Below are 20580 nucleotides of genomic sequence, written 5' to 3'. Positions count from 1 at the left end.
CTTTATTTTTTCATATAATGCATTAAAGAGGGTTATTAACCCTGAAAGGATAGAGGGGGGATTATAATGCTTAGAGTTAATCGAACCTTTTTATTTGTGTATGACCTATTGATTGCCCTAGCATTTTTAATGCGCTACATTGTAGTAGGTCCTGTTTTATTTAATGAAGTTTGGTGTTACTATGTTGTCTTGGTGTTGACAATAATAGGTCTTATTGTGTTAAACTATATTAATTTTAGTCACCCGACACCACTTGAAATCGTAGCTTACCATGTGAATTTAATTATGAGACATCCATTGGGGCAAGAAACCAATAGAGAATATGATAAACAAAATAAACTATACTTAACGGAGCGTTTTATTGATAGCGAAAATTATCGATTTTTCTATTACGAGGATTGCTGTGCTAAAACGGACCAATATAGACGGATGAAAATTAAATTAGCACTTGGAAATCAGACGTATAATAAGGCTTCAATCATTATAAAAACAATGGATGAACAGTATATTCGTTTTAATATGATTAAACCAACAGAGTGTGCGCCACTAGCATTTCTTTATGAATGGGAACTCGATGAAATAGAGTATAGTGATCGAGCAACTTTTGAGGAAATGGTGCGAGGGGAAAATTAAAAAACGATGGGTAGATGTTTTCTACTCGTCGTTTTTTTATTATTAGAAATAGGGGCGACAAGTGAAATAAGGTGCCTTTTGATTTATTTAGTTTCGTTAGGCGAACGTTTTGCATATAGTAAAGTAGATTGTAAAAGTGAGGCGATAAGATGGAATATGGAATTAGTGGGTATCAATCCGATTATCGGTACGTTAGAAGTGAAGTTGTTGAACTTGCCCATGAAAGTATATCACTTGCAGGGAATGGGAAAGTAGACCAAATTTATTTGCTTGGTATGAAGGAGGGGGATCAGTTAATTTATCATGATATAACGCTTGTTATTGAAAGTGGGGTAACTAGCGAAAGAGAATTTTACCCTATTCCGACGTCAAAGGGGATGGGGGGAGGAATTGACTTAGTTGATTTTTCCCATAACGGGCAATTAGATATCGGTGTCTACATCTTTAGTGGTGGAACGGGAAACCAAGTGGATTATTACATTTTCTTTAATCACGAGGCGAAAATGATGCTCGGATTTAGTAATAAGATGTTAGAGGAGAAGCTTAAATTTCAGGTATCGTATTTACCAAATTATCAGGTTGAAATTAAAAATTTAAATACACAGGAAGTAACGGTAGTAGATGTCTCTAAGCGAAGTCAAGATTACCTTGAAGCTATTTATAATGAAAAAGGTGAGCTGAAACAGACATTAAAAGGGGTCGTAGCGCCGGTTAGTCGTTCGAGTGCTATTAAAAGCCAGGATTCGCTACCTGGTCATGATCTTGTTTTAACGCAACGAATTCTAGGTCGCTCACATAATGATACATTAGGATATGTACACTCAAATATTGGCTTTAAGAAGGGGAGTTATTTCGTTTATCGAACATCCATTTCACAGTAATAAAAAATCATAAAAAGATGGTGTAAAATATAAAAAAAAATAAATACTAAGGATATGACATTTTTGTAGGGGAGTGATTAATATGACGATAGAAGCTTTTATTTTTGGTGCCATTTTTGAAATGTGTATTACTTATTGGATTTTAAGTGAACTCTTTTTTTAACTTTTGAATTGAATACTTATAATAAGTAGGTGATTTTAGAAAAATAAAAATGATAACATCAAAGAATCGTATGTTTCTCCCCCTTATGTAAATTAACTTTACAGGAATTTATATTTCATGTTCTATTATAGGGCGCTGCTCATAGATTGACTGGCGTTCCTTTTTTTGTATGATTTGATAATAGTCGGATCGGTTAATGAGTGTTTAACGAGATAAACGCGATGGGGTGAGAAGGATAGAATAAGAAAAAGACCTCCCGATGACATCCTCTAGAAGGGGAGTCTCTGAATCAGGAGATCTTTTTTAAGTGACAGTATAGTGGTGTAAAAAATGTAATATGGTGTGGTAAATTTAATAGTTTATAAAAATAACTGTATAAAATGGATAGGAATACTTTTAAAAAGTAGAGAGAATGTAGGAGAATGATAAGTTATGGATAGGAAATTGTATTTGTAAATTAGAATGAATAATTAGAGTTATTCTACTGTCCTTAATCGACTGAGGATACCGAAAGTGATTAAGTAAATAGATCTTGTTAATAAAAGTGTAGGAAGGTTGGATGTTTGAATGAATAGGATGTTTTTAAGATGGATGTTTGAATTGGTATCCTCAATATAATCTATGAAGGCGGGGAGAAAATGTCTGTATAATCGCCCTAATGCAAAAAAAACACCCTTAATTACTCAGGGTGTTAGTTAGCAATATTGGTACCAGTGGCCGGACTCGAACCGGCATGAAGTAAACTTCGGTGGATTTTGAGTCCACTGCGTCTACCAATTCCGCCACACTGGCATTTACAATTTAATTATAACATAATTAGATGATTAATCAAGCTAAAAAATCAAAAAAAAGAAATATAATACAACAGCGGATCCATTTGCATCCATCTCAGTTTATGAATTAGACTTAGCATTTAGTTTAATGAAGGGGAGGATGATTTTTAAGTGGAGTCGCCTCGAAAATCAAAAATAATTTAATTTATCTAAAGTATTCATCTTTTTAAGCTTAGTTACGTATGATTAGGTGTAAAGCGCTTTCTAAAGGGCAGGGAGGAGGAATATGAAGAAAGTGCGACTAAAACCATTTGGGGGGATTGACGATGAACGTCTATTGGAAACCTGTAGTAAATCAAATGATGATTGAGGATGGTTTTAATCAACAGTTACAGGAGGTGGAAGATAAGATTATAGCGTGGAGTAGGGGTGAACTTTCGTTGACAGGGGATTTACTTGAAACCTTTGTTAAGGATAAGGTGAGCGACTATAAGAACTCATTTGTTAAAATTGTAATGCCGTTTCAGACAGAAGAGGAGTGCCGACGCTATTTAAATGATTTCTATGAAAAATATGTTGATGTCATTCATATGTTTCCTTGTGATCCGTGGGCATGGATTTATAAATTAGAAAGTATGACGTATGGAGAATATGACATTCGTTGTATTCATGTTCCAACGTTAGAAGGGGCATATAAAGCTCATCATCTTGTTTAATTAAAGGGGGAATAATTCCCTCTTTTTAATTAATAACAAACATAATGGCTCTAATGTTTGAAGAAAAAAGAAAAAAATTGTTAAATAAGGCTTTACAAATGAAACTAAATGATTTAGAATAAGTTGTGTAATTGGAAAACATGTCTCGGTAGCTCAGCTGGATAGAGCAACGGCCTTCTAAGCCGTCGGTCGGGGGTTCGAATCCCTCCCGGGATGCCATTTCATTTAAATAACTATTAAGTCTCGGTAGCTCAGCTGGATAGAGCAACGGCCTTCTAAGCCGTCGGTCGGGGGTTCGAATCCCTCCCGGGATGCCATTTAACGATAATGATGGACTACACTAAGTAGTTCTTTTTTTGTATTTTAAGCTGCTTTCTCTGTAAGCAGTAAAGAGTGAGGGGTAAGAGTGGCCAAAATTTATGAATTACAGACTAATTATCGAGCGAAAATTGAACAATCGATTGAGTTGATTGAGAAGGGGTATATTGATCAGGCTATTTGCTTGTTAGAGGACTTCTTAGTATCCGTTACATGCGTTGATATTGGGACAGAAATAAAAAAACAATTAATGTCGGCCTATACACTAAAACGTGAATTTGATGCAGTCGATCGATTAATTGCTTCTATTTTTGAAAAGAAACGTTTAGATTTAACGATTGCTGCACATGATATATTGGTTGCTATTTTTCAAAACCAAAAGGAAATGCGACAACAAAAAGAAAATTTTTACTTTAATCAGTTATCATCATTTTCTATAAAAAATTTAAAGGAGCTAATGTACTCTTTAAAGGATTATTATGAGAATTATTGGTATGAACAGATAGTGAAAAAAATAGATACCCTTCAAACCGGGACTAATTTAAAATTGAAATTCTCTATTATTTCAGATTTATATGAGGTTGAAGAGGAGCGATTAATGCCATTCACCCATGTATTAGAAGATATAACCAATAGTTGTGAAATTCCTTTTGTTAAAACAGCGTTATTTGAATTGATGAGTCGTAAAAATTTACAAGGTGTCATTACCTTTAAAGCTAATGGAGTTACTAGGCGTGTTTTAGCAGAGCCAGCAGTTTTAAAAAAAATGGAGAGGTGTTATGCCTATGCAATTGAACGATTAGAGATGTTAAAGTTAGACGAGTGCATCCAGGAAGAGCTGAAGCAATTACTTGTGTATTTTTATCAATACTCATTTCCTTTTATAGATGATTTTTATGAGGATGACGTGATAAAGGAGTTGGCCCAGCAAGTTTTTGGGTTAGATTTAGAGGGGTTGAATAGCTGTGAAACGGCTCCAACAAATCCTGACATTACATACAAAATGAGTCAGTATATCCTAAGTTTATCATCATTAATGTAGAAATTAGAAAAAGGCTATGTTATAATTTAGAAGTTGTTACAAGGATGTAAACGAAACGTTTATTAATGGAGGTTAGAAGAAATGGCAGTTAAAGTTGAAACAATTGAAAAAAATAAAGTAAAATTAACAATTACTCTTTCAGCAGAATCATTTGATAAAGCATTAGACGCTGCATTTAAAAAGGTATCAAAAAATTTACAAGTTCCAGGATTCCGTAAAGGGAAAGTACCACGTCCAATGTTTGAACAAAAATTTGGGGTAGAAGCTTTATACGAGGACGCATTAGATGCAATCTTACCTCAAGCTTATGTAAATGCAATTGAAGAAACAAACATTGCTCCTGTTGCTGCTCCAACATGGGATATCAAAGAAATCGGAAAAGGTAAAGAGTTAGTAGCTGAAGCAACAGTTGTTGTAAAACCTGAAGTTGAATTAGGACAATACACAGGAATTGAAGTTGAAGAGTTATCGACAGAAGTAACAGAAAAAGACGTCGAAAATGAATTAGAAAAATTATTACAAAATCATGCTGAGATTGTTGTTAAAGAAGGAGCTGTTGAAAACGGAGATACAGCTGTTATCGATTATGAAGGATTTAAAGATGGTGTTGCCTTTGAAGGTGGAAAAGGTGAAAACCACCCATTAGTGATCGGTTCAAACTCATTCATTCCAGGATTTGAAGAGCAATTAATTGGAATGAAAACAGGAGAAACAAAAGAAATCAATGTGACATTCCCTAAAGAATATCACGCAGCAGATTTAGCAGGTGCTGATGCAACATTTAAAGTTACTTTACACGAAGTGAAGACTCGTGAATTACCAACTTTAGATGATGAGTTCGTAAAAGATTTAGATCGCGAAGGAATTGAAACAATTTCAGATTTAAAAGCGGACTTAGAAAAAACATTAAAAGATCAAAAAGAAACAGCAGCACGCAACCATGTTATTGATACAGTTGTTGAAAAAGTAACTGAAAACGCAAAATTTGAGATTCCATCTGAAATGATTGATTCAGAAGTTGCTCAAATGGTTCGTGAAGCCGATCAACGTTTCCAAATGCAAGGATTTAATTTAGATTTATACTTCCAATTTACTGGAATGGATATGGATAAATTTAAGGCACAATTACGTCCTGAGGCAGAAAAACGCTTAAGCTACAATTTAACATTAGAAGCAATTGTAAAAGCTGAAAATATCGATGTAACTGAAGAAGAAGTTAATGAAAAATTAGCAGAAATTGCTCAAGCTTATGGACGTGAATTAGAAGAGTTAAAGGCTCAATTACCAAGTTTAGCGATGTTAAAAGAAGATTTAAAAGTTCAAAAAGCTGTTGACTTTATTGTTGAAAAATCAGTTCGCAAATAATAAGCTTTTACACACACAAACACATTACTTTTAATGAGGCGCGGATATTCGTGCCTCATTTTGCACAATATACGCTATTGCAAAAAATGTCAAAAATAGATGTTAATAAATTAGTAAGGCACTGAATATATTGGTAGTGGTTACTCAATAATGAGATTTGTCACTGTATGGAGGTGTAAAGGATGAATAATATTGATATTACCTGCTCATTTTGTGGGAAAAGTCATGATGAAGTCAATAAAATAATTGCCGGACCGGGGGTTTACATTTGTGATGAATGTATTCAGATGTGCTCGGAAATTATTGAGAATGAACAGTCAGATGAATTAAGCGAAGAGTTTAAAACTTTACCGAAACCAAAAGAGATTTATGAATTATTAAATGAATATGTAATTGGTCAAGAAGCAGTGAAAAAGGTGCTAGCTGTAGCGGTTTATAATCACTATAAGCGCCTAACTTCAAATCATGAAGGTGACGATGGAGTTGTAATCTCAAAAAGTAATATCTTATTGCTTGGATCAACGGGAAGTGGAAAAACATTACTCGCACAAACACTAGCTAAAGTGTTGGATGTTCCGTTTGCTATTGCAGATGCAACGTCATTAACGGAGGCAGGGTACGTAGGAGAAGATGTTGAAAACATTTTACTTCGTTTATTACAAGCCGCTGATTTTAATGTTGAAAAAGCACAACGTGGAATTATCTATATTGATGAAATTGATAAAATTGCACGTCGTTCTGACAACCCTTCAATTACACGAGATGTTTCGGGTGAAGGGGTTCAACAAGCATTGTTAAAAATCTTAGAAGGTGTTGTAGCAAATGTACCACCACAAGGTGGGCGTAAGCATCCAAATCAAGAGTTTATCCAAATCGATACAACGAATATTTTATTCATGGCAGGTGGGGCTTTTGCCGGAATCGAAGAGGTTGTAAAACGTCGTATTGGTAAAAAAGTTATTGGATTTGGGGCAGACTCAGTCGCTAATAATATGAGTAAAAAAGAAATCTACAGTCATATTCAGCCGGATGATTTATTGAAATTTGGTTTGATTCCGGAGTTCATTGGTAGATTTCCAATTATCGGTGCGTTAAATCCATTAGAGGTGGAAGACTTAGTACGTATTTTAACAGAACCGAAAAATGCATTGACAAAACAGTATAAAAAAATCTTCCAAATGGATAATGTTTCTTTAGAGTTTGATGAAGGTGCGATTTCGGCCATTGCAGAGAAGGCGGTTGAGCGTAAAACGGGTGCACGTGGATTACGTTCAATTATCGAAGCTATTATGACGGATGTTATGTTTGAAATCCCTTCAACGGATAATATTGAAAAATGTATCATTACCCGTGAAGTAATTGAACATAATGAAAGACCAACATTAGTTTTTAAAAATGATGTAGCATAATGTGTATTTAGTCATATATTTGAATGGATTTGTGCTATAATAAAAGGTAGAGTAAGGAAGCTAATAGCTTCCTTTTCTATATTAGTTAAAATATTCGCTTAGGAAATACGGTCATCGTTTTAATAAACGGAGCTATTATGATAACAGAAAGTTTTAAGATTTTCGTTATTGACTAAAAGATGTAGTGTTAAAAGTACTAGTGAGGTGAGTGGAAATGAGAATAGATGTAAACAACGTTGAGGTGCATACACTCCCTGTGTTACCTGTTCGAGGTGTTGTTTCATTGCCTAATACGGAGGTTCGTTTAGAGATTGGTCGTTTACAATCAATTGAAGCTCTAGAGGCATGCGAAGCGAATGGGAATTATGTAGCGTTAGTTTCACAAATCGATCCAAATGTTGAAAGACCGCAAAGTGAAGATTTATGTCATTACGGGACTATTGCCAAGATTACAATGAAAATTAAACTTCCAAACGGACACTATAAAGTGAAGTTTAACTCTATTACTCGTATTGAGATAGAGGAGTATACGCAACTCGAACCATATTTTGAGGCACGAGTACAAACAATGCCTTCTTTATTAACGAATTCTGACAAAGAGGAAGCGATGCTTCGTTTGTTAAAAGAGGAGATTGCCGAGCATGGTAGTTTATTGTTTGCTCATCCAACCGATGTCGCTTCACTTATCGATGAGGCTGAAAATGCGATCGCTATCACGGATATAATTGCTTTTTATTTACGTATTTCAGAAGAAGATAAAATGAAATATCTTTCAATGCCTTCAGTTGAGGACAGATTATCTGCTCTTTTAAAAGAGGTTGAGAAAGAAAAACATATTGCTCAATTAGAACTGAAAATTAATCAGGAGGTTAAGCGAGCGTTAGATGAACATCAAAAAGAATTTTATCTAAGGGAAAAAATGAAGGCCATCCAAAAAGAGTTGGGTGACGAATACTCGAAAGAGGCAGTCAGTGAGGAGTTTAGAGAAAAAGTTCAATCACTTGGAATGCCGCATGCTGTAAAGGAAAAAGCGTTAGAGGAAATTAAACGTTTTGAAATGCTACCTGCTAATTCTAGTGAATCTGGTGTGGTGCGAACTTATTTAGAATGGTTAGTTGCCTTACCATGGAGTGTTCAAACTGAAGATAATAAAGATATTCTATTTGCGGAGGAAACGCTCAATAAGCAGCATTATGGACTAGAAAAGGTGAAGGAACGAATTTTAGAATATTTAGCGGTAAAAACGATGACGGGTAAAAATCCCTCAACTATCCTATGCTTAGTCGGTCCTCCAGGGGTTGGGAAAACTTCGTTAGCACGTTCTATTGCAGAGGCCTTGGGTAGAAAGTTTGTCAAGGTTTCTTTAGGGGGCGTTAAAGACGAATCTGAAATTCGAGGGCATCGCAGAACTTATCTTGGAGCATTGCCTGGACGTCTTATTCAAGCGATGAAAAAAGCGGGAACAATAAATCCTGTTTTCCTATTAGATGAAATTGATAAGATGGCCAGTGATCACAAGGGAGATCCCGCTTCTGCGATGCTAGAGGTTTTAGATCCTGAACAAAATAGTCATTTTAGTGACCATTATTTAGAAGAGGAGTATGATCTATCACAGGTTCTATTTGTGGCAACAGCCAATTATTTAGAGAATATTCCGGCTCCTCTTCGAGATCGTATGGATATCATTCACGTGGATAGTTATACTGAGCAAGAGAAGTTTCAAATTGCCATTCGTTATTTAATTCCACGACAATTAGAAATACACGGGTTAACTGCTCATCAATTAACGCTTACGGATGAGGTGGTGATGGAGCTTATCCAACACTATACGCGTGAAGCAGGGGTTCGTCAGCTTGAACGATTGATTGGTTCAATTTGTAGGAAAACGGCTAGAAAGCTTTTAGGTGAAGGAATTGACCGCATTCATGTCGATTCTACGATGTTGAAAACGTTATTAGGAAAACACAAGTTTACTCATGGATTACTTGAAGAACAGGATCAGATTGGGGTTGTCACTGGCTTAGCCTACACGCAATTCGGTGGCGATATTTTACCAGTAGAGGTAACCTATTATAAAGGGACAGGTAAAATGGTATTGACTGGTAAACTAGGTGATGTGATGAAAGAATCGGCACAGACAGCAATTAGTTATGTGCGAGCAAATGCGGAGCGATTAAACATTGATCCCCTTTTATTTAAGGATCATGATATCCATATCCATGTTCCCGAGGGAGCGACTCCGAAGGACGGACCATCTGCAGGGGTAACAATGACGACCGCTCTTGTATCTGCATTGTCGAAGAAACCTGTTAAGCGGGAAGTCGGAATGACAGGTGAGGTTACATTACGTGGTCGAGTTTTACCAATCGGTGGCTTAAAGGAAAAAACAATTTCAGCTCATCGTGCGGGATTAAAAGTTGTTATTATGCCAAAAGATAATGAAAAAGATTTAGAAGATATTCCAAAATGTGTTAAAGATGAAATGATATTTATTCCTGTTTCTACAGTAGATGAAGTTTTACAGCAGGCGTTACGATAAGGTGTGAATAATATGCAAATTAATAAAGCAGAATATGTAAAAAGTTGTGTTCGAGCTGATCACTATCCAACAGATGGATTACCGGAAATGATTTTTGCGGGGCGTTCAAACGTTGGAAAATCATCATTTATTAATTCTCTAACCAATAGAAAGCACTTAGCCCGTGTTTCGAGCCGTCCAGGGAAGACACAAACATTAAATTTCTACAATATAAATGATGAAATGTATTTAGTAGATGTTCCAGGGTATGGTTATGCTAAGGTTAATCGTTCACTAAAGGAATCATTTGGACGAATGATTGAAGAGTATTTGGTTGAACGTGAGGAACTCATTTTAGGAGTTTTACTTGTAGATTATCGTCATAAACCAACACCTGAGGATATTGCAATGTATGGATTATATAAGTATTATGAAATTCCAACATTGGTGATTGGTACAAAAAAAGATAAAGTTAATCGCAGTCAGTACAAAAAACAAGAAAAGCTTATTAAAGAGACCCTTGATTTTGATGAAGATGATGTTTTTGTTGCTTATTCATCTGAAACACACGAGGGGCGTGAAGAAGTTTTAGAAATTTTTGAAGATTTAATCAAACAATACCACGAAATTATAGTTGAAATGGAGCAAGAATAAAATTAAAATAAAAAACGGTATGAGTTCAAGTGAAGGATGAGCTCATGCCGTTTTTTAGTCCCTTATAAAGTTGATGTAGGAGTCTTTCAGTGTTATAGGGGCTAGGGAGCGGTCAAGTTAGTGATTTTACTTTTCGATGGATTAAAACGGGTCGGCATGTTGAGCAATTTTAAGTTAAGTGATGGGAAGGAACATTATATGTTGAAAATGGGATTGATAGAACTTTTTTTTCTAAATACGGTAAATTTTATTTTAAATTTAGGTTATATACGGTATAATTAGTTCTGAAAAGTGGATATAAGAGCCTACTTAGTTAGGATTATAAATAATATTTGTATCAGTTTAAGAGATAAGTTGATTTATAGGAGGGTTCAACGATGTTCAATCACTACTCAGTCTTACTTCATGAATCAATTGAAAATTTGGCTATTAAAGAGGATGGTATTTATGTGGATTGTACCTTAGGTGGTGGCGGACACAGTAGCGAGATTTTAAAGCGTTTAAAAACAGGTCATCTTTACTCATTTGATCAAGACATGTTTGCTATTGAAAATGCGACAAAACGACTAAAGGAAATAGGGGATAATTTCACCATTATAAAAAGTAATTTTGTCCATTTAAAAGAAGAGTTAAATGCACGTGGGATAGAGAAAATTGACGGAATTATTTTTGATTTAGGTGTTTCATCTCCACAATTTGATACCCCTGAGCGTGGGTTTAGTTATAACCACGATGCAAAATTGGATATGCGCATGGATCAAGAGGCCAGTCTATCTGCCTATGAGATTGTCAATGAGTGGGAGTATAAAGATTTAGAATTTATTTTTCGCGTCTATAGTGATGAAAAGTTTTCAAAACAAATTGCTCGTGCAATTGAGCGATACCGTGAAAAACAACCCATTGAAACTACGTTTGAATTGGTTGAGATTATCAAGTCCGCTATTCCAGCTCCGGCGCGTCGTAAGGGTGGTCATCCGGCGAAACGAACGTTTCAGGCATTAAGGATTGCTGTTAATGATGAATTAAAAGTTTTTGAATATGCCTTAAAGGATGCGATGGATATGTTAAACGTTAATGGCCGTGTTGCCGTTATTACGTTTCATTCGTTAGAGGATCGAATTTGTAAGCATATGTTTAAAAAACGTAGTGAATCGAAGGATATTCCGCGGGGATTACCGATTATTCCGGAAGAGTTTCAACCAGAATTTAAAGTGATAACACGGAAACCTATCGTTGCTAATGAAGGGGAGTTGGCAGAGAATAATCGTTCACATTCAGCTAAGTTAAGGGTAGCTATGCGTTTGAAGTAGAATAAGGGGGAGAATTAGATGAGTCCATTACAAAGAAGGATTGAGCATCATGAAATACCAAAACAAAAGGTAGCGTCAACGTTAAAGAAACAAAAGGTAAAGAAAAAGGGGTTATATTCTTTACAGGGATTGATTGGGATTAGTTCAGTCTTAGTTTTTATGCTTTTGATTGGTCAATTATATTTAGATGCGCAAATTAATGAGATTCACTATCGTGTTGAAAAGAAAAAATTAGAAATAGACCAACAAACGGTAGTGAATGAAGAGTTATATTCTAAAATTTCAGAACTATCTACTTATTCAAGGGCAATGGAAGTTGCCAAGAATAATGGTTTATCAACCTATGAAAACACGATTACGATTGGAGAGTAGCCCCGGTTACTCTCTATCTTTGTAATCACGCTATAAAAATGTAGTTTATCAGCTGTAAAAATCTTTGGCTTTGATATAGGAGGGAATGCCTGAATTAAAGTAAGTGATAGAGCTATAGTGTGCTTTATTTGTTAATCCAAACTGGAGAAATAATGATTGATGGGGTTGGTGTAGGTGAAGAAAAAGAAACAAAGACAACAGTTGAATAATACGGGAAGAAAGTTAATTTTCGGAACGATGATTACCTCTGGAATCCTGTTTGTTTATGTAGCAGGGTGTTTTATAAAAATTGCAGTTACTGGTGAAACAAGAGGCATGGATTTATATGAGTATGCCTTAGAAAAGTACTTAGTTGAAGATGTTGTAACAGGACGGCGAGGAACATTATATGATCGTGATGGAAACGCTCTAGCTGAACAGTTAACATCCTATACTTTATATGCTAATTTATATAGAGAATATGGGGATGTGGTAGAAAATATCGAAGAGACGGCTGAAAAGTTGAGCACAGTTATTGATTTAACAAAGGAAGAAATTGTGGATGTGCTATCTAGGGAAGCTCGTCAGGTGGAATTTGGAAATGCCGGTCGTCAATTAACTTATTTGCAAAAAGAAAAAATTGAAAATTTAAAATTGAGCGGAATAAAGTTTCGACAAAACAATAAGCGTTTTTATCCTAACGGTGTCTTTGCATCACATACGCTCGGATATACTAAATTGGATGAAGAGACCGGGACGTTGACAGGTGAGATGGGATTAGAATTATCACTTAATGATTATTTGACAGGAACGGATGGCCTAGTCCAATATATTAAAGATAAAAAGGGGTATTTACAGCCGAATAAAACGGAATATGTTATTGAACAAGCTAAGGATGGATACGATTTTTATTTAACATTGGATGCCACCATCCAAACCTTTTTAGAAGAGGCCATGGATAAGGTTTGGGAACAAGCTAATCCGAGTAGTCTGGTGGCTGTTGTTGCCAATCCAAAAACAGGGGAAATTTTGGCGATGGGAAATCGATCGAGTTTTGACCCAAATATTCGAGATATAGAAGGCTATAACAATCCAGTAGTTTCCGAGCCTTTTGAACCAGGTTCAACTATGAAAATATATACATATGCGGCAGTGATTAACGAAGGAAAATATTCTGGGGGACAGTTATTTGAATCTGGTTCGAGACTCGTTAATGGCTCAACGATTCGAGATTATAATACGACATGGGGAACAATTTCTTATGATGAAGGGTTTTATCGATCATCCAATACGGCTATTATTGATATGTTGACTCACTGGATTACTCCGGATGAAAATATTGAGTATTTGAAAAAGTTCGGGTTTGGTAGTCAGGTAGGATTGCCATTGCCGTTAGAGAGTGCCGGAACATTACCAAGTCAACGAGATTCGATGCAAAAAATTACGGCGGGATTCGGGCAGGGGATGTTAACAACTCCAATTCAACATATTCAAGCGATTACCGCTATTTTGAATGAGGGGCAAATTGTTAAGCCTCAATTAATTTCTAAAGTTTATGATTTAAATACTGAAAAGGAACTTTATCAATTTACTCGGGAGTTAGGTGAAAAGCCAATTACTGCTGAGACAGCTGAACAGGTCAAGCAGTTGATGGTAGGAGTAACTGAGAAGGAAACAGGATCAGGTCGAATTGCCTATTCGTTAAATGGGTTTACGAGTGGTGGGAAGACAGGGACTGCTCAAATCGCCGATGGTGCAAACGGGTATTTAGCAAATGATTATGTTTATAGTTATATCGGTTTTGCTCCGGTAGATGATCCCAATCTTGTCATGTATGTAGCTATGAACCAACCAGAGACGGGAGGACATGATCAATTAGGAAGTCTTTATCGATTTGTTATGCAAAATTCGCTTATTTATTTAGGGGCTGAGAAAACCCCGATGGTTGATATTTCGGATTTCTATCAAAATTCGACGGTGCCACAATTAATGAATGAACCCGTAGAGACTGCGGTAGAAAAAATAGAACAGGCAAATTTAACGCCCGTTGTTATCGGAAGCGGGACACAGACGTTTGCTCAATCACCGAAAGCTGCATCTATCGTAAGTGCATCAAGTAAAGTTTTTATACAGACCTCAAAAGAGTATGAGTTACCTGATTTTATTGGATGGACAAAAGATGAAGTGGTTCAGTTTGCAATGTTAACAGGATTAGAGGTGGATTATGAAGGTGAGGGGTATATTATTGATCAATCTGTAGCAGCGGGAGAAATGGTTACAGATTCATTAAAAGTGACGCTTACATTGTCTAAAGACGCTAAGCCATCTATGGATTCATCTAATTCTTCTGAATAAGGATAAAAAAGGGTTCTTTGTCAAATAGTGTTGCTGATTAATTTGTAACCTGTTACAACGAAAATTCAAATCGAAATCCTAGTAGCTATGCTGCTAGGATTTTCGTTTTAGGCTTTGTTAGATTTTGAACCATGAGAATACGAGATTTAAAGTGATAGAAACTACGATATCCAAAGGCAATACGCTTAATGACCTTAATTTTATTATTAATTCCTTCGATGGGACCATTTGTGTAATGAGTTGAGAGTGTATTTTTAATATAGGATTGATAAGTTTTAAAGGTTTGGAAAGCCGTTTGAAACTCAGGAGAAACAAGCGGATGTTCCGTTTCGAGTAAATGATTAAATCGTTTTAAGTTTTTTGTCTGAAGAGCGAAAAGTAACTCTTGATATAAATCATAGGTTGCTTTTAATTCAGGAGATAAATCAAGTAGAAAGTTTAAGATATCAATTTCACGCATGGGTTGTTTAAAGCAGTAAACTGATCGATAAGTGGTGGTATTAAGTAAAGCGTGAGATTTTAAAAATAAGCGCCAATAACGTTTGAATTTACGACCATGCTTTTTGAACTTTTTCATGAATCGGATTCGAGTTTTGTTCAGTGCACGAGAGAGATGTTGAACGAGATGAAATTTATCAATGATAATTTGGGCATGAGGAAAAAGATCCTTAATGAGGCTGATGTAAGGAGCGTACATATCAATCACAATATTTTTTACTCGATGACGTGCTTCCTTTGTGTATCGTTTAAAATAAGCTTGAAGGGAGTTTAAACGACGATCTTCAACGATATCGATGATTTGTTTTGAGTCAGCATCGCAAAAAATAAAAGACATATGCCCCTCAGCAGACTTAACGGATTTAAATTCATCAAAACAGAGATTTTCAGGTAAATAATTAAGGTTTAAGGTTTGAGATTCATAAAAGCTATGGATGATTCGATTGACGGTTGAATGAGAGACCTGATGGCGACGTGCGATATCACATTCAGAAATTTTATTTTCGGCCTCTAAAGCAATGGCGTGTTTCGTATGATAAGAAATGTAACAGTTCTTTTCAACAATTGAAGTACTTAGTGTAAAAGTAGACTGGCAATGCCCACAATAATAACGCTGTTTTTTTAGGTCTAAGTAGGTATCGTGAAGAGAGACTTTTGGAATGACAATTCGAGAGGTTTTAAATCCATGCTTCTTAAATTTTGAATCAAATAGGGTTCCGCATTTTTGACAATGAGTCGGTTGATACGTAAGAATACCTTTAAAGATAAAGCTAGTAATTCCGTTCAACTTCAATTCCTCAAGATAATCTTCTGAAAATGTAATATTTTTATCTTTAATATTTAAAAGTTTTCTAGTAAAATATGAGTGAGACATTAAATCTTATCCTTTCAATATTGTTTTAGTCGATAACATTGTAACAGGATTGAGACTTGAAGTCTCTTTTTTTTTATCCTATGAAAAAAGTGCTGCTTAATCAGCAACACTAAATATTATAGAACCTAAAAAAGGACGACTGTTTCTAAATCACAGTTGTCCTTTTTTATGTGCACCCTAATGCAGAGTAAGAAAAATCATAAAATGGGAATTTATTTAATAAAGTAGAATAAATAAGGTTTTAAGATAAGGATTATGTATTTACTTGAAGATGTAATCATATAGTTACTATGGACGTATAGGAAGTAATAAATGAATCTTAAGACTATTTAACAAGGGGGATAAGAGATGAAACAGTCTGGAGTTATCCAACGACGATTGGTCGTGTTACTCTCAATTATTTTAATTTACTTTATCGCGCTCATGATTCGGTTGGCTTATTTACAAATTTTTGATTCGCAAACCTTAGTTGATCGGGCGGAGTCGTTATGGTCAAGGAATTTACCAATTGAAGGGCAACGCGGAATTATCTATGATCGTAATCACGATGCTATTGTAGAAAATGTGGTTGCTCCCTCAGCAATTGTTATTCCACGTCAGGTGACAGATGTGGACCATACTTCGGAGGTACTAGCAGAGATTTTAAACGTGAGTGTAGAGGAAGCGAAGAAACACGTGACAAAAGGGGTTTCTATTGAACGGATTCAACCCGAAGGACGTAAATTGTCGTTAGAACAAGTTCAAGCGATTCAAGAAGCGAATTTAGACGGTGTTTATCTAGTAAATGATGTGAAACGTAGTTATCCTTATGGAAGTTTATTAGCGCATACACTAGGGTTTACAGGAATTGATAATCAGGGGATTACTGGACTAGAATATGTTTATAATGATTATCTAATGGGGGAGAATGGAGTGTGGAAATATTTCTCGGATGCAAAGGGGAATTTTTTACCACAGTTTTCTGATGATTACTCGTTAGCTTCCCGTGGTTTAGATATGGAATTAACGATTGATTTACACTTGCAGGAAATTCTTGAACGGGAATTTGATAATGCGGTGGCAAAGTATAGTCCTGATCAAATGATCGGTTTAATTATGAATCCAAAGACAGGCGAAATTTTAGCTATGTCATCACGCCCAACGTATGAGCCAGAAAATTATCAGGAGTATGATCAAGAAATTTACAACCGTAATCTTCCAATCTGGTCAACATATGAACCAGGATCAACCTTTAAAATTGTTACATTTTCTGCGGCGCTTGAAGAAGGCGTTATGAAGTTAGAAGATCGTTTCTTTGATCCGGGATATGCAATTGTTGATGGTGTTCGTATCCGTGACTGGAAAGCAGGGGGACACGGGGATCAATCGATGCTTGAGGTAATTATGAACTCATGTAACCCCGGATTTATTGAATTAGGTCAACGCCTTGGAAAGGAAAAATTATTTGAATATATTAGGGCTTATGGATTTAATGAAAAAACGGGCGTTGATATGTTAGGGGAATCGCAAGGTATTATTTTCAATCCAGATAATATTGGGAATGTTGAGTTAGCAACTTCTTCGTTTGGACAAGGAAACTCAGTGACCCCTATCCAATTAGTGACGGCGGTAAGTGCTGCTGTAAATGGTGGAAATTTAATGCAGCCATATATCGTTAAGCGAATGATTCATCCTTATACAAACGAAATTTTATATGAACGTGAGCCTTCAGTGAGACGCCGAGTGATTTCAGAAGAAACATCTGAAACGATGCGCTATGCATTAGAAATGGTAGGGGCACAGGGAAGTGGTAAAAGTGCTTATATAGATGGGTATCGTGTCGGTGGAAAAACCGGAACGGCACAAAAGGCTAAAGACGGCGCATATATTAGCGGGGAGTATATCTTATCTTTTGTTGGAATTGCCCCAATGAATGATCCTGAACTCGTTGTTTATGTTGCAATTGATAATCCGAAGAATACCATTCAATATGGTGGGGTTGTTGCAGCTCCAATAGCACGCTCTATTTTAGCAGAGGCACTTCCGTATATTGGAGTGAAACCGAGCGAAGAACAAATTGAAAAGAAATATTTATGGACAGATACAAAATATGTAGCCATTCCAGATTTTGTGGGTAAGGAACCAAAAGACATTGAACCATCTGCTCTTTATAAAATTGAATATTACGGGGAAGGGTCTAAAGTTATTTCCCAACAACCAGAGGCATATTCCCGAACAATCGAAGGTGGGACTGTCCGATTATATTTAGGAAATTAGGAAAGGATAGGAGGAAGTCGTATGAATTTAGTAGAGATGAGTGAGTTGTTAGGCATTCGATTTACGGGTGAGAATCAATTAATTTCAAATTTAGCCTATGACTCACGAGATGTGAAAGACGGAGGCGTTTTCTTTGCTATTCGAGGACAAGATCAGGATGGTCACGATTATATTGAAAAGGCGATAGAAAATGGCGCCATTGCAGTTGTAGGGGAGAAGGATTTAACGTTAAGTATTCCTTATTTTCAAGTTTTTAATACGAAAAAAGCCTTAGCCGTTATTTCTAATGAATATTATGAAACACCATCAAAAGACATTAATTTAGTAGGGGTTATTGGAACAAATGGAAAAACAACAATCACCTATTTGATTCAACATGTGTTTGAATGCTTGGGCATCAATAGTGGGTTAATTGGAACAAACGGATCGTGGGTTGGAAGTAAAAAGAAGGCTACGCACACGACCCCAATGAGTTTAGATTTGAATTATTTATTAAAGGATAGTGTTAAAAATAATTTACAATATCTTGTAATGGAAGTTTCCTCACACGGAATTAAGGAAAATCGGGTGGATCAAATTCATTTTGATCGCTTGATTTTTACGAATATTACACCGGAACATTTAGACTATCACAAAACATTTGAAGATTATTTATTCACTAAAATGAGACCTTTTGTACAAATGAATGATTACCAGGATCACCGAATGGCCATCATTAATTGCGATGATGAGCATTCAGATTATTTTATTGGAGTAACTAATGGACGTATTTTAACCTACGGTTGTCGCCCGCAGGCTGACTTTTATGCAGAGGATATTGTTTACGCCATTGACCATACTACCTTTTTGCTTTATGTGAAGGGAGAATTTGTGAAGCGTGTAAAAATCCCCTTATTTGGAAAGTATAATGTTTATAATGTTTTATCAGTTATTGGTTATTTTTATTCGTTAGGTTATCCAGTGTTGGAAATTATTCCTTTTATTGAAAATGTTTCATCTGTCGAGGGGCGCTTTGAATATGTGCAAACCAAAAACGGGGTGACGATTGTTATTGATTATGCTCATAACCCAGATGCGATTTTTCAAGTATTAACGAATCTGAATGTTATTTCTCAAGGTGAAATTATCACTGTTTTAGGAGCAGGGGGAAATCGTGATAAAGCTAAACGTAAAATCATGGGTAATCATGCTTCTACATTATCGGATTATGTCTTCTTTACAAGTGATAATCCACGTAATGAGGATCCATTAAGTATCATCTATGATCTTTTGTCAGGGACAACTCACCGTAACTATACGGTTATTGTGGATCGTAAGCAGGCGATAGAAGCGGCGATTGAGAAGGCTAAGCCTAATGATCTAGTCGTTATTTTAGGGAAAGGCCACGAAAAAACCCAAAATATTAATGGTAAAGTAGTTCCTTTTAATGATAAAATAGTCGTTGAAGAAGTGATTAGAAAAAGGGGTATATAATAATGTTAAAATCAATTTTATTTGTATTAATTTTTTCGTTTTTTATGGCGACGATTATTGGACCATTCTTCATACCTTTTTTACATCGGCTAAAGTTTGGTCAGGCGATTAGGGAAGAGGGTCCACAATCCCATCGTAAAAAATCTGGGACACCAACGATGGGAGGGATTATTTTTATTACCTCGATTGTCGTTATATTATTAGTGGCGGTACTCTTTACGAAGTATACGGGTATGACAAACGAACTAATGATGTTGCTTTTAACATTGGTTGGTTTTGGGCTCATTGGTTTTATTGATGACTTTATTATTGTTGTTCGTAAAAATAATGAAGGACTTAAACCGAAACAGAAGTTATTGGCACAACTTGTATTAGCAGCAGTCTTTTTCTACTTATTTTTAAAGAGTGGATATTCTACAGAGTTATCGTTCTTTAATCTATTTAGTGTAAATTTACATTGGCTTTATGGATTATTTATTTTATTCTGGATGGTCGGATTTTCAAATGCTGTTAATCTTACAGACGGTTTAGACGGATTATGCGGTGGCGTGAGCGTTATTACCTTTGGAGCATTCGGAATGATTGCCGTTGCGATGCAACAACCGAGTATTGCTTTATTTTGTTTTGCAGTTGTGGGGGCCCTATTTGGATTTTTAGTTTTTAATTTAAATCCAGCTAAAGTATTTATGGGTGACACGGGATCTTTAGCACTTGGAGCAGCTATTGCAGCCGTCTCTATCTTACTGAAACAAGAGTTGTTATTGGTGATTATCGGACTTGTCTATGTTATTGAAACATTATCAGTTATTATTCAGGTTGCATACTATAAACGGACGAAGAAGCGTCTATTTAAAATGGCACCTATTCACCATCACTTTGAGTTATGCGGTTGGAGTGAATGGAAGGTTGTTATTTTCTTGTGGTCTGTTACTTTAGTGTGTGCCGCAATCGGATTAGTTATCGCAATCTAAGGTAGGAGACCCTTAGATTG

General features: G+C 35.8%; 15 protein-coding genes and 3 tRNA genes. 16 read left to right on the top strand and 2 right to left on the bottom strand.

Annotation, left to right across the window (positions count from 1 at the left end; genetic code table 11):
• Positions 1-66: 66 nt before the first annotated feature.
• Positions 67-633, top strand: coding sequence for a hypothetical protein (locus AACH31_RS06545; RefSeq protein ID WP_161831690.1), 567 nt, complete (start codon positions 67-69; stop codon positions 631-633).
• A 149-nt stretch (positions 634-782) separates the two neighbouring features.
• On the top strand, positions 783-1514 hold the full coding sequence (locus AACH31_RS06540) for a hypothetical protein (RefSeq protein WP_338617250.1): 732 nt from the start codon (positions 783-785) through the stop codon (positions 1512-1514).
• Between the two features lie 868 nt (positions 1515-2382).
• Here the strand turns inward: AACH31_RS06540 and AACH31_RS06535 are convergent.
• Positions 2383-2469, bottom strand: a tRNA-Leu gene (locus tag AACH31_RS06535).
• 307 nt (positions 2470-2776) lie between these two features.
• Between AACH31_RS06535 and AACH31_RS06530 the strand changes: the two genes are divergently transcribed.
• The 11 genes from AACH31_RS06530 to AACH31_RS06480 all read left to right on the top strand — a co-directional run bounded on the left by AACH31_RS06530 (position 2777) and on the right by AACH31_RS06480 (position 14488).
• Entirely contained in the window at positions 2777-3166 is a 390-nt protein-coding gene (locus AACH31_RS06530; RefSeq protein WP_161831692.1) for a hypothetical protein, read from the top strand.
• A gap of 142 nt (positions 3167-3308) precedes the next feature.
• A tRNA-Arg gene (locus tag AACH31_RS06525) sits at positions 3309-3385 on the top strand.
• Between the two features lie 21 nt (positions 3386-3406).
• Positions 3407-3483: transfer RNA gene (locus AACH31_RS06520), tRNA-Arg, on the top strand.
• 89 nt (positions 3484-3572) lie between these two features.
• Complete coding sequence (locus tag AACH31_RS06515) at positions 3573-4526, top strand: hypothetical protein (RefSeq protein WP_161831693.1); 954 nt, start codon at positions 3573-3575, stop codon at positions 4524-4526.
• Positions 4527-4607: 81 nt separating this feature from the next.
• A complete protein-coding gene (gene tig, locus AACH31_RS06510) occupies positions 4608-5891 on the top strand; it encodes a trigger factor (RefSeq protein ID WP_161831694.1) in 1284 nt (427 codons plus the stop codon).
• A 182-nt stretch (positions 5892-6073) separates the two neighbouring features.
• Positions 6074-7300, top strand: a complete 1227-nt coding sequence (gene clpX, locus AACH31_RS06505) for an ATP-dependent Clp protease ATP-binding subunit ClpX (RefSeq protein ID WP_262950432.1) — start codon at positions 6074-6076, stop codon at positions 7298-7300.
• Positions 7301-7514: 214 nt separating this feature from the next.
• On the top strand, positions 7515-9839 hold the full coding sequence (gene lon / locus AACH31_RS06500) for an endopeptidase La (RefSeq protein WP_262950431.1): 2325 nt from the start codon (positions 7515-7517) through the stop codon (positions 9837-9839).
• 12 nt (positions 9840-9851) lie between these two features.
• Positions 9852-10472 carry a ribosome biogenesis GTP-binding protein YihA/YsxC gene (gene yihA / locus AACH31_RS06495; RefSeq protein WP_161831697.1) on the top strand — a complete coding sequence of 207 codons (621 nt, stop codon included), beginning with the start codon at positions 9852-9854 and terminating at the stop codon, positions 10470-10472.
• A 377-nt stretch (positions 10473-10849) separates the two neighbouring features.
• Entirely contained in the window at positions 10850-11782 is a 933-nt protein-coding gene (gene rsmH / locus AACH31_RS06490) for a 16S rRNA (cytosine(1402)-N(4))-methyltransferase RsmH (RefSeq protein WP_161831698.1), read from the top strand.
• An 18-nt stretch (positions 11783-11800) separates the two neighbouring features.
• Entirely contained in the window at positions 11801-12154 is a 354-nt protein-coding gene (locus AACH31_RS06485) for a cell division protein FtsL (RefSeq protein ID WP_161831699.1), read from the top strand.
• A gap of 174 nt (positions 12155-12328) precedes the next feature.
• Positions 12329-14488 (top strand): penicillin-binding transpeptidase domain-containing protein, encoded by a 2160-nt coding sequence (locus AACH31_RS06480; RefSeq protein ID WP_262950430.1) that lies wholly within the window; start codon positions 12329-12331, stop codon positions 14486-14488.
• A gap of 85 nt (positions 14489-14573) precedes the next feature.
• Here the strand turns inward: AACH31_RS06480 and AACH31_RS06475 are convergent, their stop codons facing one another.
• Positions 14574-15860, bottom strand: a complete 1287-nt coding sequence (locus tag AACH31_RS06475; protein WP_338617248.1) for an ISL3 family transposase — start codon at positions 15858-15860, stop codon at positions 14574-14576.
• Between the two features lie 348 nt (positions 15861-16208).
• Between AACH31_RS06475 and AACH31_RS06470 the strand changes: the two genes are divergently transcribed.
• From AACH31_RS06470 to mraY, 3 genes are read left to right on the top strand one after another with little or no spacing between them, the layout of a single operon-like run.
• Positions 16209-18116: a stage V sporulation protein D gene (locus AACH31_RS06470; RefSeq protein WP_161831700.1), complete on the top strand. Its 1908-nt coding sequence runs from the start codon at positions 16209-16211 to the stop codon at positions 18114-18116.
• 21 nt (positions 18117-18137) lie between these two features.
• The gene (locus AACH31_RS06465) at positions 18138-19589 is read left to right on the top strand and encodes a UDP-N-acetylmuramoyl-L-alanyl-D-glutamate--2,6-diaminopimelate ligase (protein ID WP_161831701.1); all 1452 of its coding nucleotides are present in this window, start codon (positions 18138-18140) and stop codon (positions 19587-19589) included.
• 2 nt (positions 19590-19591) lie between these two features.
• Positions 19592-20560, top strand: coding sequence for a phospho-N-acetylmuramoyl-pentapeptide-transferase (gene mraY, locus AACH31_RS06460; protein WP_161831702.1), 969 nt, complete (start codon positions 19592-19594; stop codon positions 20558-20560).
• Positions 20561-20580 lie beyond the last annotated feature (20 nt).

This window comes from Turicibacter faecis (genome assembly GCF_037076425.1).
GTDB lineage: Bacteria > Bacillota_I > Bacilli_A > MOL361 > Turicibacteraceae > Turicibacter > Turicibacter faecis.
Note: the sequence above shows the minus strand (reverse complement) of the source record. Positions and strands in the feature narration are given on the sequence as shown.